Annotated in this window: 11 protein-coding genes; 3 read left to right on the plus strand and 8 right to left on the minus strand. The window is 70.4% G+C overall.

Annotated features, from left to right (window positions below):
• Nucleotides 1-304: 304 nt before the first annotated feature.
• Entirely contained in the window at nt 305-1555 is a 1251-nt protein-coding gene (locus tag Q3A80_RS22050) for an MFS transporter (RefSeq protein WP_446330990.1), read from the minus strand.
• Between the two features lie 344 nt (nt 1556-1899).
• On the opposite strand from Q3A80_RS22050, the gene Q3A80_RS22055 reads away from it, so the two are divergent.
• The gene (locus Q3A80_RS22055; RefSeq protein ID WP_011886311.1) at nt 1900-2112 is read left to right on the plus strand and encodes a hypothetical protein; all 213 of its coding nucleotides are present in this window, start codon (nt 1900-1902) and stop codon (nt 2110-2112) included.
• Between the two features lie 58 nt (nt 2113-2170).
• Nucleotides 2171-3193 carry a serine/threonine protein kinase gene (locus Q3A80_RS22060; protein WP_446330991.1) on the plus strand — a complete coding sequence of 341 codons (1023 nt, stop codon included), beginning with the start codon at nt 2171-2173 and terminating at the stop codon, nt 3191-3193.
• Between the two features lie 78 nt (nt 3194-3271).
• On the opposite strand, the gene Q3A80_RS22065 is transcribed toward Q3A80_RS22060, so the two are convergent.
• Nucleotides 3272-4714 (minus strand): coniferyl aldehyde dehydrogenase, encoded by a 1443-nt coding sequence (locus Q3A80_RS22065; protein WP_446330992.1) that lies wholly within the window; start codon nt 4712-4714, stop codon nt 3272-3274.
• A 723-nt stretch (nt 4715-5437) separates the two neighbouring features.
• On the opposite strand from Q3A80_RS22065, the gene Q3A80_RS22070 reads away from it, so the two are divergent.
• A complete protein-coding gene (locus tag Q3A80_RS22070; RefSeq protein ID WP_446330993.1) occupies nt 5438-7078 on the plus strand; it encodes a GMC family oxidoreductase in 1641 nt (546 codons plus the stop codon).
• 33 nt (nt 7079-7111) lie between these two features.
• On the opposite strand, the gene Q3A80_RS22075 is transcribed toward Q3A80_RS22070, so the two are convergent.
• Genes Q3A80_RS22075 through fliF form a run of 6 tightly spaced genes read right to left on the minus strand, consistent with a single transcriptional unit; the run spans nt 7112 to nt 13943 of the window.
• A complete protein-coding gene (locus Q3A80_RS22075) occupies nt 7112-8500 on the minus strand; it encodes a flagellar hook-length control protein FliK (RefSeq protein WP_446330994.1) in 1389 nt (462 codons plus the stop codon).
• A 31-nt stretch (nt 8501-8531) separates the two neighbouring features.
• Nucleotides 8532-8990, minus strand: coding sequence for a flagellar export protein FliJ (fliJ, locus tag Q3A80_RS22080; protein ID WP_446330995.1), 459 nt, complete (start codon nt 8988-8990; stop codon nt 8532-8534).
• A 5-nt stretch (nt 8991-8995) separates the two neighbouring features.
• Nucleotides 8996-10525, minus strand: coding sequence for a flagellar protein export ATPase FliI (fliI, locus tag Q3A80_RS22085; RefSeq protein WP_446330996.1), 1530 nt, complete (start codon nt 10523-10525; stop codon nt 8996-8998).
• Nucleotides 10519-11202 (minus strand): flagellar assembly protein FliH, encoded by a 684-nt coding sequence (fliH, locus tag Q3A80_RS22090; RefSeq protein ID WP_446330997.1) that lies wholly within the window; start codon nt 11200-11202, stop codon nt 10519-10521. Before fliH ends, fliI begins: the two co-directional genes overlap by 7 nt.
• Nucleotides 11195-12190, minus strand: coding sequence for a flagellar motor switch protein FliG (fliG, locus tag Q3A80_RS22095; protein WP_446330998.1), 996 nt, complete (start codon nt 12188-12190; stop codon nt 11195-11197). Before fliG ends, fliH begins: the two co-directional genes overlap by 8 nt.
• Nucleotides 12180-13943, minus strand: coding sequence for a flagellar basal-body MS-ring/collar protein FliF (gene fliF / locus Q3A80_RS22100; protein ID WP_446330999.1), 1764 nt, complete (start codon nt 13941-13943; stop codon nt 12180-12182). The genes fliG and fliF overlap by 11 nt, the downstream gene beginning before the upstream one ends.
• Nucleotides 13944-13968 lie beyond the last annotated feature (25 nt).

Raw genomic sequence — 13968 nt, forward strand, 5'->3', positions numbered from 1 at the left:
GCACGAACGGCCGCAAACGGGCGACTGGAAAACGGAAAGCGAAGCCGGCTGATCAGCCGACGCGTGCCGCCGGCGGAGGCGGCGCGGCGCCGACGAGCGGCGGTGCGACAGGAGGAGGGAGGACCGACGGATGCGCGCACGCCTGCGGCCGCGTATCGAACTGCGGCCGGGATGTTGCGAGAGCGGACGTGAACGGATGCATCGTGTGTCGAAATGCGCTTGAACGCGGATGAGCTTCAAAGGTACCGCAACGCGGGCATCGCGTGCAACTGTCGGCGACGACGCGCGGCCGCGCGCCCGGACGTCATGCCGCGCCGCCGCGTTCGCGCCGGCGCAGCCATGCGGCGGCGGCGAGCCCGACGGCGAGCAGCGCGGCGACCAGCGCCGCGACGCCCGGCCAGCCGCGTGCGCTCCAGAAGCGTCCGCCGAGCGAGCCGACGATGCTCGAGCCCAGATAGTAGGACAGCAGGTACAGTGCGGCGGCCTGGCCCTTGCCCTGCGTCGCGAGGCGGCCGACCCAGCCGCTCGAGGTCGAATGCCCGGCGAAGAAGCCGAACGTCACGCACGCGATCCCGAAGGCGATCGCCGCGACCGGCTGCAGCAGCGTCAGCGCAACGCCCGTCAGCATGATGATGACGCTTGCGATCAGCACGCGGCCGCGCCCGAGCGAATCGGCCATGCGTCCCGAGAACGGCGACGCGACCACGCCGACGAGATAGACGACGAAGATCGCGCCGATCGTCGCCTGGTTCATCGCGTACGGCGGCGCGAGCAGCCGGTAGCCGACGTAGTTGTACAGCGTCACGAAGCCGCCCATCAGGATGAACGCCATCGCGAACAGCACGGGCAGTTCGCGCCGGCCGGCGAGATGCCGGACGAGCGCCGCGCGATGCTGCGCGAAGCCGAGCCCGCGGCGCGGCGTGAAGTGGCGCGACGGCGGCAGCAGCGCGCGAAACGCGAGCGTGGCCGCGAGGCCGAGCACGCCGATTGCGCCGATCGCGATGCGCCACGTGAAGAGATCGGCGAGCACGCCGGCGATCACGCGTCCGGCCATTCCGCCGATCGCGTTGCCGCCGACGTAGAGTCCCATCGCGAGCCCGAGCCCGTCCGGGTGCACTTCCTCCGCGAGATACGCCATGCCGACCGCCGGCACGCCGCCGAGCGCGAGGCCGGTGAGCGCGCGCAGCACGAGCATCTGATGCCAGTGCGGCGCGAACGCCGCGACGAGCGTGAGCAGCGACGACAGCAGCAGCGATACGGTCATCAGACGGTGGCGGCTCACGCCTTCGGACACGAAGCCCGCGACGAACACGGCGACGGCGAGCGCGGCCGTCGAGAACGACAGCGCGAGACTGCTCTGCGCGGGACTGGCGCCGAACGTGCGCGAGAATTCCGGCAGCAGCGGCTGCACGTAGTAGAGCAGCGAGAAGGTCGCGTAACCGGCGAACAGCAGCGCGACGCTCGCGCGCCAGTAGCTGCGCGAGCCGCGCTCGAGATAGGGCGGCGAGGCATCGCGGCGCGCGGCCGCGGGCGTGGTTCCGTCGGGTGCGGTCACGCAGAATCTCCTGACTACCGGGGCAGAGTACCGGGGCAAAGGCCAGACGATACGCGCATTGCGCGCTTCGCGTGCGCAGCGCGCGGCCGGCCGGATTCGGCGGACAGTCACATTCGACAGGGTATGATGGGGGTATCGGCGCGTGCAAGCGCACGCGCGACGCAGTGGTTGATTGGAGACATTCGACGAATTCGCGGCACTTCGCCTGCTTCTTCTTCTTTTCGCGCTTCGATAAACCGTGAACAATGGGATTACGCGCAACACCCCGGCGAGGGCGGCGCGGATCGTGCATTTGCCGGATCGCCAGCGAGCCGGGTTTCAAGTTTCAAGAGTGGGGAACCATCATGCATGTCGGGTCGATTGTTTGCACTACCCATATCGCAGTGCCGAAGGGCGCGCGCGGCATCGTTCAACGCGTTCTGGGCGACATGGCCATGGTGACCTGGTACGCGGGCGTGCCGGGCGAGTCGAAGGAACTCAACACCGAGCCGTTCTTTCTCGAGGACCTGATCGATACCGGCGAATCCGTGCTGCCGGCCGGCGCCGCGATCCACTGAGCGACCATGCCGCACCCGGCGCTCGTGTTTCGGCGCGGCTGACGGCACAATGCGGGGCATGAAAGACGTTACTTCCGCCCCCGCCACACCCGACGGCCCGCCATTCGCCGGCCTCACGCCCGAGTGCGTGCTCGACGCGCTCGACAGCGTGCTGATGCCCGCCGGCCTCCGCACGGACGGTCGCCTGCTCGCGCTCAACAGCTACGAAAACCGCGTGTACCAGGTCGGCATCGAGGACGGCCCGCCCGTCGTCGCGAAGTTCTACCGTCCCGCGCGCTGGTCGGACGATGCGATTCTCGAAGAGCACGCGTTCGTCGCCGAACTCGCCGCACGCGAGATTCCGGCGGTGCCGGCGCGCGTCATCGACGGCCGCACGCTGCACGCGTTCGACGGCTTCCGCTTCTCGGTGTTCGAGCGGCGCGGCGGCCGCGCACCCGATCTCGACCGCAGCGACACGCTCGAATGGCTCGGCCGGTTCATCGGCCGCATCCACGCGGTCGGCGCGACGCAGCCGTATGTCGCGCGTCCCGTGCTCGACATCCGCACGTTCGGCTACGAGCCGCGCGACTACTTGCTCGTGCACGATTTCATTCCCGATGATGTGCGGCCCGCGTACGAGACGGCCGTCGCGCTCGCGCTCGAAGGCGTCGAGGCCGCGTTCGAACGGGCAGGCGACATCCGCCTGCTGCGCACGCACGGCGACTGCCATCCGAGCAACGTGCTGTGGACCGATGCGGGCCCGCATTTCGTCGACTTCGACGACAGCCGGATGGCGCCCGCGGTCCAGGATATGTGGCTGCTGCTGCCGGGCGATCGCGAAGGCGCGTCGCGCGCGCTCGCGGACCTGCTCGCCGGTTATGAGGACTTCTGCGAATTCGAGCCGCGCGAGCTGCATCTGGTCGAAGCGCTGCGCACGCTGCGCCTGATCCACTACGCGGCGTGGCTCGCGCGCCGCTGGGACGATCCGGCGTTTCCGGCCGCGTTCCCGTGGTTCAACACGCATCGCTACTGGGAAGCACGGGTGCTCGAACTGCGCGAGCAGATCGGCGCGATGCAGGAAGGGCCGCTCTGGCCCGTGTGATGTCATGACCGCGCGCGGCAGCGTCGCCGCGCGGCATCGCCCGGCAGGCCGACGCGCGTGGCGCGCGGCCCGCACCGCTCAGAACTTCAGCATCATCCTGATCACGGCCGCAAAGCGCTTGCCGTAAGGCGGCGCGATCAGCCCGCGCGTGTTCATGCGCGCCTGCGTGAGCACGGGCTTCATCTTCGAGAACGTCACGAAGCCGTCGTAGCCGTGATACGCGCCCATTCCGCTCGCACCGACGCCGCCGAACGGCAGGCTGCCGCACGCGATGTGCAGCAGCGCGTCGTTGACCGTCACGCCGCCCGAGATCGTTTCGCGCATCACGCGCTCGACCGTGCCGGCATCCTCGTCGAACAGGTACAGCGCGAGCGGCCGCGGGCGCGCGTTCACGTACGCGATCGCCTCGTCGAGCCGCTCGTACGGCACGAGCGGCAGCAGCGGCCCGAAGATCTCCTCCTGCATCAGCTGCGACGCGGCCGGCACGTGCGTGACCGCGCACGGCACGAACCGGCGCGATGCGGGGTCGGACTGCGCATCGGACAACGGATGCAGTTGCGCGCCGGCCGCCTGCGCGTCGGTCGCGAGCTGCTGCAGCCGCGCGTAGTGGCGCGGCGACACGATCGTCGTGTAGTCGCCGTTGGTCGACAGGTCCGGATACAGCTTCGCGAAGCGCGCCCGCGCGCGCTCGATGAACGCGGCTTCCATCCCGCGCGGCAGCAGCACGTAGTCGGGCGCGATGCAGGTCTGGCCCGCATTCAGCGTCTTGCCGCCGACGATCGCGTCGACGGCCGCGTCGAAGCGCGCATTCGGGCCGATGATCGCCGGCGACTTGCCGCCGAGCTCGAGCGTCACGGGCGTGAGGTTCTCGGCCGCGGCGCGCATTACGTGGCGGCCGACGTGCGTCGAGCCGGTGAACAGCAGGTGATCGAACGGCAGCGCGCTGAACGCGGCGCCGACTTCCGCATCGCCGTTGACGACCGCGACGTGGTCGCGCGAGAAGGTCTTCGCGATCAGCTGCTCGAACAGCGCGGACGTGCGCGGCGTCAGTTCGGACATCTTGATGATCGCGCGGTTGCCGGCCGCGAGCGCGCAGATCAGCGGCCCTGCGGCGAGCAGGACCGGATAGTTCCACGGCACGACGATCCCGACCACGCCGAGCGGCTGCGGCAGCACCTTCGCGCGCGCCGGCCGCAGCCACTTGTTCATCGGCTTGCGCATCGGCTTCATCCAGCGCTTGCCGTGCTTGAGCGCGTCGTCGATCTCTTCCTTCGCCATCCAGATTTCCGACAGCAGCACTTCCTGCTTTGCGCGATGGCCGAAGTCGGCGCTGATCGCCTCGGCGAGCGCGTCCGCGTGATCGATCAGCATCGTGCGCAGCGCACGCAGGTGCTTCGCGCGGGTGTCCCACTCGGGATAAGGCGCGCGCAGGTACGCCGCGCGCTGGTCGTGCAGCAGCGAGGTCAGTGCATCGACGGACGGCAGCGCTTGCGGGGCCAGTTCGGGCAGGTCGTTCTTCATGTCGTGTCCTCCAGTTGAGCGTGGCACGTCGGCCAGCAGTCAGGCCGCACGGGCGCGCTCGGCGAGCGTGGCGGGATGGGTCGGGATGGCGCGCATCGCGCGGCGCGCGGCCGGGTGCTGCGATGCGCGGTCGAAAACCGGGTGAAGCAGGCGGCGAACGTCGCATTCGCGCGACGGTGTCCGCGTGTCGAAACGGGATTGCACGGGCTGTGCATGCGGCGCGAAGACACTGCTGGACGATGCGCGATCGCGCGCGGCACACGCTTGCGGATGCACCGAAGCGGGGCATCCGAACCCGCGCGGCGCCGGGCGGATGCGCAGCACGCGCTGCGCGCGCGACAAGCCGTCCGAACGGTCGGCGACATCGTGCGTCGTTCGATTTCGGCCGGTCGCGTACATGGTGCGGCACGTGAACGTCGGAGCCTGCGTTTGAAATGAAATGCGGGCCGTGCGCGGCGCGTCCGGACTCGCCGGTCGACACGCGGCCTGCAGAACGTCGCGCTGCATCGTCGTCTCCCTGGTTTCGCGACGGCGCGGCTTCTGACGGCCCGTCGATCGCGTCGCATCGATCGATACATCTTAAATTTAGTTCACGCGGCCGTTTAGAGGAATCGCTCTTGAATCGGCGTGCCGCGCGCGCGACGGCCATTCCTACAATGCCCGAACATTACAAGCGGGAGCCGGTCGCGCCGGGCGCCGTTCATGACACGAAGGAGACGTGACATGCAATACGACTACATCATCGTTGGCGCAGGCTCGGGCGGCTCGAGCGTCGCCAGCCGCCTCGCCGATGCGTGCCCCGACGCGACGATCGCGCTGATCGAAGCCGGCTCGCATACGGAGCGCAACCTGCTCGTGAACATGCCGGTGGGGATCGCGGCGCTGGTGCCGTTCAAGCTCGGCACGAACTACGGATACGAGACGGTGCCGCAGCCGGGCCTCGGCGGCCGCCGCGGCTACCAGCCGCGCGGGCGCGGGATGGGCGGCTCGAGCGCGATCAACGCGATGATCTACACGCGCGGCCATCCGGGCGACTACGACGAGTGGGCGCAACTGGGGGCGACGGGCTGGGGCTGGCGGGACGTGCTGCCGTATTTCCGCCGCGCGGAAGGCAACGAGCGCGGCGCCGATGCGTGGCACGGCGCGGACGGTCCGCTGACGGTGTCGGATCTGCGCTTCCGCAATCCGTTCTCCGAACGATTCATCCAGGCCGCGCATGCGGCCGGCTATCCGCTGAACGACGACTTCAACGGTGCGACGCAGGAAGGCGTCGGTTTCTATCAGGTCACGCATCGCGACGGCTCGCGCTGCAGCGTCGCGCGCGCATACATCTACGGCCGCAACCGGCCGAACCTGCACGTGATCACCGATGCGACGGTGCTGCGCGTCGGCTTCGACGGCAAGCGCGCAGTCGGTGTCGTGGTGTCGCGCGACGGCCGCGTCGAAACGCTCGGCGCGCGCGCGGAAGTGATCCTGTCGGCCGGCGCGTTCAATTCGCCGCAACTGCTGATGTGCTCGGGGATCGGGCCGGCCGAGCAGCTGCGCCGCCACGGAATCGCGGTCGTGCAGAATGCGCCGGACGTCGGCGCGAACCTGATCGACCACATCGACTTCATCATCAACACGCGCGTGAATTCGTCGGAGCTGGTCGGCATCTGTCTGCGCGGGATCGCGAAGATGACGCCGGCGCTCGTGCGCTATTTCTCGAGCCGCACGGGGATGATGACGAGCAACGTCGCGGAGGCGGGCGGCTTCATCAAGAGCGATCCGTCGCTCGATCGTCCGGACCTGCAGCTGCATTTCTGCACGGCGCTCGTCGACGACCACAACCGCAAGATGCACTGGGGCTTCGGCTATTCGCTGCACGTGTGCGCGCTGCGGCCGTTCAGCCGCGGCACGGTCGCGCTCGCGAGCGGCGACGCGCGCGACGCGCCGCTGATCGATCCGCGCTTCTTCAGCGATCCGCGCGATCTCGACCTGCTGGTGCGCGGCGCGCAGGCCATGCGGCGGATCCTGTCGCAGGCGCCGCTCGCGTCGCAGGGCGGGCGCGAGCTGTACACGCGGCCCGACCAGAGCGAGGCGGAGCTGCGTGCGACGATCGTCGCGCATGCGGACACGATCTATCACCCGGTCGGCACCTGCCGGATGGGCTCGGATGCGCGCGCGGTCGTCGATCCGCAACTGCGCGTGCGGGGCGTCGAAGGGCTGCGCGTGGTGGACGCGTCGGTGATGCCGACGCTGATCGGCGGGAACACGAATGCGCCGTCGGTGATGATCGGCGAACGTGCGGCGGACTTCATCGTCGCTGCACGGCGCGCCGGCGTGCCGCGCGGCGAGGCGGCCGCGGCGGTGCACGGCCGCTGAGCGGCGCGCACCGGCACGCGGCGGACGCGATGCTCAGGCGAACGTATCGACGAGGCCCGCGCGGCTCACGGTCGCGCCGGCCGCTGCGGATTGCGCAACGTCGGCCGGTGCATCGACGGCTGACGATCCGGCGCGTGCGCGCCGCGCCGACTGGCCGCCGGCGAAACTCTGTTGCGCGTTCTGCTGCTGCGAGGCGAAGCCGCCGTCGCTGACGGTCGCGCTGCCGAGACCGAGCCCGCCCGCTTCCATCGCTTCGCGCAGCTTCGGCAGCGCGGCCTCCACCGCATCGCGTACCTGCGCGTGCTGCGACACGAACAGCGCATGCGCGTGATTGTCCGCGACGCGCAGCACGACCTGCAGCGGGCCGAGGTCCGGCGGATTCAGCGTCAGCTCCGCGCTCTGCTGGTGCGCGTTCGACAGGAACACGACCTTCTGGCTCAGCGCGTCGGTCCAGTCGGCGGTGCCGACATGCGGGGCCAGCACGTGCGCGTTGGCCGCGGCGATCGAGGCGGCGGCAGGCGATGCCTGCACGTTCGCCTGCGCGGCGGCCGCGGCCGTTGCAGCGGCGGAGACCGACGCGTCGGCGGCCGGGCTGGCGGCTTCTTCGACGGCCGCGAACGCGTGCTGCGCGGCCGGCTGGCCTGTAGCGCCGGCCTGCAGCGCCGGTGCGGCGGCCTGCGTGGGCGCCTGCTGCGTCGCGAGTGCGCCTTTCGCGTCCGCGAGCGTGCGCTCGAAGGTCGGGACCTTCGGCGTCGGCGCGGCGGCAGCGGCCGACGCGGACGTAGCCGGTGCCGCGGCTGCCGCCGTGCCGGCCGCGCTCGTCGCGGGCATCGCGATCGCGCCCGAACCGCCCGTCAGCTTCGCCAGCGCCGCCTGCAGCGCATCGCGGCTCGATGCCGGTGCGGTGGCCGGATCGGCGGCTGCGTCCTTGGCTGCGTGATTCGTCAGCGCGGCGGTCGCGTCGGGCTGGCCGGACACGGCGGTCGTTTGCGCGGCCGTGGCGGCGGTCGCGGCGCTATTGGCGGTACTGGCGTCGGCCGGGGCCGCGTCGGCCGCGCGCGCCTGCAGTTGCGCCTGCACGGCGGCGGCTGCGGCCAGCGCGGCCGCATCGGGATTGGGCGTCGCGTTTGCGTCGGCGGTCGACTTGTCGTCGTCGCTGCCGTTGCCGGACGGCTTCGTGCCGGCGGTCGGCGCGGACGACGCCTGATTCGACGCGGCATCCGGCGTGCCGGCGTTCGCGGTGTCGTGCCGCGCGACGACGCTTTGCTTCAGCGTCTGCGCGAACGGCACGGCGGCCGGGCCGGTCGCGGCATCGTTGCCGGCGGACGCGGCGGACGCGGTGGAACCCGCGCTGCGGGTGGCGGCCTTGAGGGCGGCGCCGGCGGTGTCGAGCAATGCGCCGAGCAGGGGCAGGGGGGGCATGACGATTCTCTCGTTCGAAAGCGGTGAGCGGTTACGCCGAGCGGGCCGCATCGGCTCGCATGCGCAGGATCTTCGCGGCGTGTTCGTCGGCGTCGCGCTGTTCGCGCTTCGCGGCACGCTGCGCTTCCTGCGCGACGCCGCGCGCCTGCAGGATTTCGTATGAGCCGACGGTGCGTTTCTTCTGCTGCCAGTTCGGGCGCGCCTCGTCCATGCGGATTTCGGCCGCGGCCAGCACGTTGCGCTGCTGCGCGATCGCCGCGTCGAGCGTATCGATGAACGCCTGGAAGTTGCGCCAGTTGCCGGCCGGCATTCCGTGCTGCGCCGACTGCGCGAAGCGCGCGTGGTATTCGTCGCGATAGCGCAGCAGCGCATCGAGCTGTTCGGCGGCCGCGGTGCGGTCGCGCTGCGCGGTGCCGAGCTGCTTCGCTGCCGTGTCGAGGTCTTCCTGCGCGCGGTCGAGCAGCAGTTGAAGGGGAAAGCCGTGTGCCATCGGAATCAGCCTCCGTGTCCGTCGAACAGCGCATCGAGCTCGGCGAGGCTCGACGCGAACGGCGCGCATTCGCGAAAGCCCTGCTGCAGGAACGATTCGATGCGCGGGTAGAGCGCGATCGCGCGGTCGAGCTGCGCGTCGCGGCCGGGCGCGTACGCGCCGACCGCGATCAGGTCGCGGTTGCGCTGGTAGCGCGACAGCATTTGTTTGAACTGCCGCACGCGATCGAGATGCGGTTCGTCGATCAGCGCGGTCATCGCGCGGCTGATCGACGCCTCGATGTCGATCGCCGGATAGTGGCCGGCCTCGGCGAGCGCGCGCGACAGCACGATGTGGCCGTCGAGGATCGCGCGCGCCGAATCGGCGATCGGGTCCTGCTGATCGTCGCCTTCGGTCAGCACCGTGTAGAACGCGGTGATCGAGCCGCCGCCTGCGGGCCCGTTGCCGGTGCGCTCGACGAGCGCGGGCAGCTTCGCGAACACCGACGGCGGATAACCCTTGGTCGCCGGCGGCTCGCCGATCGCGAGCGCGATCTCGCGCTGCGCCATCGCATAGCGCGTCAGCGAATCCATCAGCAGCAGCACGTGCTTGCCCTGGTCGCGGAAATACTCGGCGAGCGACGTCGCGTATGCGGCGCCCTGCATCCGCAACAGCGGCGACACGTCGGCCGGCGCGGCGACGACGACCGAGCGCGCAAGACCGTCCTCGCCGAGGATCTGCTCGATGAATTCCTTCACTTCGCGGCCGCGTTCGCCGATCAGCCCGATCACGATCACTTCCGCGCTGGTGTAGCGCGCCATCGTGCCGAGCAGCACCGACTTGCCGACGCCGGAACCGGCGAACAGGCCCATCCGCTGCCCGCGGCCGACGGTGAGCAGCCCGTTGATCGCGCGCACGCCGACGTCGAGCACGTGGTGGATCGGCTCGCGATCGAGCGGGTTGATCGACGGCGCCGACAGCGGCGCGTCGACCCTCGACGCGAGCGGGCCGAGGCCATCGAGCGGGCGGCCCGACGCGTCGACGACGCGCCCGAGCATCTCCCAGCCGACCGGCAGCCGCTTCGCGCCGGCGAGCGGATCGGCGACCGGCGCGCTTTCCAGCGGCCACACGCGCGCGCCGGGCAGCACGCCCGCGACGTCGGTGGTCGGCATCAGGAACAGGCGGTCGCCGGAGAACCCGACGACTTCCGCTTGCGCGTGCGGCAGCGTGCTGCCGGGCGGCAGTTCGATCGTGCATTCGGCGCCGACCGACAGGCGCAGCCCGATCGCCTCGAGCACGAGCCCCGCTGCGCGCGTGAGGCGCCCGCACGGGCGCAGCGGCAGCGCGCGATGGCTGCGCGCGGCGAGTCCGTTCAGGTGCGTGCGCCAGTGCGCGAGATGCGGATTGTGCGGTGCGCGCGGCGCATCGGCCGGCGCGCTGGCCGGATGCGGCTCGGCGCCGTGCGCGCCTTCGGGCCCGAACGACGCGAGCGCGAGCTCGCGCTCGAGCGGCGTCATGCCGTCGTGCGCGAGCGACTCGGGCGTGCGCGTCACCACGTGCTCACCTTGCCGATCGCGGCGGCGACGCGTTGCCAGCGGGTCGGCAGCGTCGCGTCGACCTCGCCCGTCGCGGCGTGCGCGCGGCAGCCGCCGCGCTCGATCGACGCGTCGGTGCGCACGTTCCAGCCGAGCGTGTCGAGATCGTCCTGCAGATACGCTTCGACGACGGGCAGGTCGGCCGGATTCACCGCGAGATGCGGCGCGCCGGACAACGCCGGCTCGGCGGCGAGCACGTCGCGCACGGCCGCGACGAGCGCGGCGGGATCGTGTTTCACGTGCTGGCGCACGACCTGCTGCGCGATGTCGAGCGCGAGCTGCGCGAGGTCGGACGCGAGATCGTGCTCGGCGCTCGACACCGCTTCGCGAAACGATGCGGCGAGCGCGGCAAGCTGCGCGGCCTGTTCGCGGGCTTCGGCCTGGCCGGCCTCGAAGCCCTGCTCGCGGCCCTGCTCGAAACCGGCCTGATACCCGCGCGCCTGGCCTTCGACGTGACCGGCCGCATGGCCTTCGGCATGCGCGGCATCGCGCACGCGCTGCAGTTCCTCGGCGAGCGCGGCGGCGGCTGCGGCCGCGTCGTCGGGCGGCGGCGGAGGCGGCGGCGGATCGAACGACGCCATCTCCCACCGCTGGTACGCGGTGAGGGTGCCGGCGAGCTCGCGCGCGGAATCAGACATACGCGTCTTCCGCCTTGCCGCCGATCACGATCTGACCGCTCTCGGCGAGGTTGCGCACGATCTGCAGGATGCGGCGCTGCTGCGTCTCCACTTCGGACACGCGTACCGGGCCGCGCGCGTCGAGGTCCTCGGCGAGCAGTTCGGCCGCGCGCTGCGACATGTTCGCGAGGAACTTCTGGCGCAGCGCGGGCGGCGCGCCCTTCAGCGCGATGATCAGCGTTTCCGACTCGACTTCCTTCAGCACCATCTGGATCGCGCGATCCTCGAGGTCGAGCAGGTTCTCGAACACGAACATCTGGTCGACGATCTTCTGCGCGAGGTCGGCGTCGTACTGGCGCACGCTTTCGAGCACGCCTTCTTCATGATGGCTCGTCATGAAGTTCAGGATCTCGGCCGCGGTGCGGATGCCGCCCATCGGGCTGCGCTTCAGGTTGTCGCTGCCGGACAGCAGGCCGGTCAGCACGTCGTCGAGCTCGCGCAGCGCGGCCGGCTGGATGCCGTCGAGCGTCGCGATCCGCAGCAGCACGTCGTTGCGCAGCCGCTCGGTGAAGCACGACGCGATCTCCGACGCCTGGTCGCGGTCGAGGTGCACGAGGATCGTCGCGATGATCTGCGGATGCTCGTTCTTGATCAGTTCGGCGACGGCGGCCGAGTCCATCCACTTCAGGCCTTCGATTCCGCTCGTGTCGCTGCCCTGCAGGATCCGGTCGATCAGCACGCCGGCCTTGTCCTCGCCGAGCGCCTTGGTCAGCACCGAGCGGATGTACTCGCTCGAATCGAGCGACAGCGCGGTGTGCTGCTCGGCTTCCTTCGCGAACTCCTGCAGCACGTCCTCGACCTGCTCGCGCGTGACGTTCTTCAGCGAGGCCATCGCGGCGCCGATCTTCTGGACCTCGCGCGGCGCGAGGAACTTGAATACTTCAGCGGCCTCTTCCTCGCCGATCGACATCAGCAGCAGCGCGCTCTTGGTCAGGCCTTCAGCGTTCATCGGACACCCAGTTCTTCACGACGGTGGCGACGATCTTCGGATCCTGGCGGGCGATCGTGCGCGCATAGTCGAGGTTGCGTTCGTAGCGGTTCTTTTCGTTCTCGAAGCCGAGCAGCAGCGTATCGGGCTCCTCTTCCTTCTCCGGGGCGGGCAGGCCGTCGAGCGCGATGACTTCGTCCGGCGCCGCGAGGGCCGGCGCGACCGGCTCGGGCGGCGGGAATGCGCGGCGCATCGCCGGGCGCACGAACATGAAATAGAGCGCCGCCGCGGCCGCTGCGATGCCGAGCCACTTCGCCGCTTCCTTCGCCATCGCGATCATGTCGGGCTGGCGCCACCACGGCAGGTCGGCGTACGGATCGTTCACGGTCGAGAACGCGCTGTTCACGACGTTCACCGAGTCGCCGCGCTTCTCGTCGTAGCCCATCGCGTCCTTCACGAGCTGCTCGATCTGCGCGAGCTTCGCGGGCGGCAGCGGCTGCATCGTCACGTGGCCCTTCGCGTCGGCGATCGGCTGATAGTTGACGACGACCGCCACCGACAGCCGCTTCACGTTGCCCATCGGCTGCTCGACGTGGCGGATCGTCTTGTCGAGCTCGTAGTTGGTCGTCTGGTCCTTGCGGTCGCTGACCGGCGTCGACTGCGGCCCGCTCTGGCCGTTGCCGGCGACGATCGGCGCGGAGGCCGGCTGCGGCGGCGTGTTCGACAGCGCGCCCGGCACGCCCGACGCGCCGCCCTGCGCGAGCTCGGTCGCGGTGCTGGTCTGCTGGCTGCGGATCGCGGCCTGCTGCGGCGTGCCGTTCGGGCCGTAGCTTTCCGACGTCTGTTCGAGCTTCGAGAAATCGATGTCCGCGCTGACCTGCGAGCGCGCGTTGCCGGCGCCGAAGATCGGCGCGAGGATCGCGTCGATGCGCTTCTGCGTGTTGCGCTCGACCTGCTGCACGTACTTGAGCTGGCTCGCGTCGAGGCCGGATGCCGAGGCGGTCTGCGTCAGCAGGTTGCCGTCCTGGTCGACGATCGTCACGTTCTTCGCCGGCATGTCGGGCACGCCGGACGACACCATCCGCGTGATCGCCTGCACCTGGCCCTCGTCGAGTACGCGGCCCGGATAGAGGTCGACGAACACGGATGCGCTCGGCGCTTCCTTGTCGCGCACGAACACCGACGGCTTCGGGATCGCGAGATGCACGCGCGCGCCGCGCACCGCGTTGATCGATTCGATCGTGCGCTGCAGCTCGCCTTCGAGCGCGCGCTGGTAGTTCACCTGCTCGGCGAACTGGCTGATGCCGAATTTCTGGTTGTCCATCAGCTCGAAGCCGACCGAGCCGCCCTTCGGCAGCCCCATCGCGGCGAGCTTCAGGCGCGTCTCGTGCACCTGGTTCGACGGCACGAGGATCGCGCCGCCGGCGTCGGCGAACTTGTACGGAACGTTTGCCTGCTGGAGCGCGGCAATGATCGCGCCGCCGTCGCGATCCGACAGGTTGCTGTACAGCACGCGGTAGTCGGGCGCGCGGCTCCACAGCACGAGTGCGGTGATCGCGGCGATCGCGAACGCGACGGCGATCACGAACGGCAGCTTCGGGTTGCCCTTCATCCGCGAGATGCCGGGAATCCGTTCCGCGAAGCCGCCGAACCCGAAGTCCGCGCCGGCGCCGCCTGCGCCCGGCAACGCGGCGGCCGCGGTGGCGCCTGGCACCGGGCTGGCGAGGCCCGTGCGAGCGTCGGGGTTGATCAGCGAGTTGGCCTGCGAATCCATGCGTGGAGTTTCTCCGGAGCGGGAC

It is taken from the genome of Burkholderia sp. SR8 (assembly GCF_052851275.1).

Excerpts from the sequence above, each read along its gene's own strand:
- Q3A80_RS22055 (WP_011886311.1), top strand. The coding sequence starts at position 1,900 with ATGCATGTCGGGTCGATTGTTTGCACTACCCATATCGCAGTGCCGAAG.
- fliJ (WP_446330995.1), bottom strand. The coding sequence starts at position 8,990 with ATGGCACACGGCTTTCCCCTTCAACTGCTGCTCGACCGCGCGCAGGAA.
- fliF (WP_446330999.1), bottom strand. The coding sequence starts at position 13,943 with ATGGATTCGCAGGCCAACTCGCTGATCAACCCCGACGCTCGCACGGGC.
- Q3A80_RS22070 (WP_446330993.1), top strand. The coding sequence starts at position 5,438 with ATGCAATACGACTACATCATCGTTGGCGCAGGCTCGGGCGGCTCGAGC.
- Q3A80_RS22075 (WP_446330994.1), bottom strand. The coding sequence starts at position 8,500 with ATGCCCCCCCTGCCCCTGCTCGGCGCATTGCTCGACACCGCCGGCGCC.
- fliH (WP_446330997.1), bottom strand. The coding sequence starts at position 11,202 with ATGTCTGATTCCGCGCGCGAGCTCGCCGGCACCCTCACCGCGTACCAG.
- fliG (WP_446330998.1), bottom strand. The coding sequence starts at position 12,190 with ATGAACGCTGAAGGCCTGACCAAGAGCGCGCTGCTGCTGATGTCGATC.
- Q3A80_RS22060 (WP_446330991.1), top strand. The coding sequence starts at position 2,171 with ATGAAAGACGTTACTTCCGCCCCCGCCACACCCGACGGCCCGCCATTC.
- Q3A80_RS22065 (WP_446330992.1), bottom strand. The coding sequence starts at position 4,714 with ATGAAGAACGACCTGCCCGAACTGGCCCCGCAAGCGCTGCCGTCCGTC.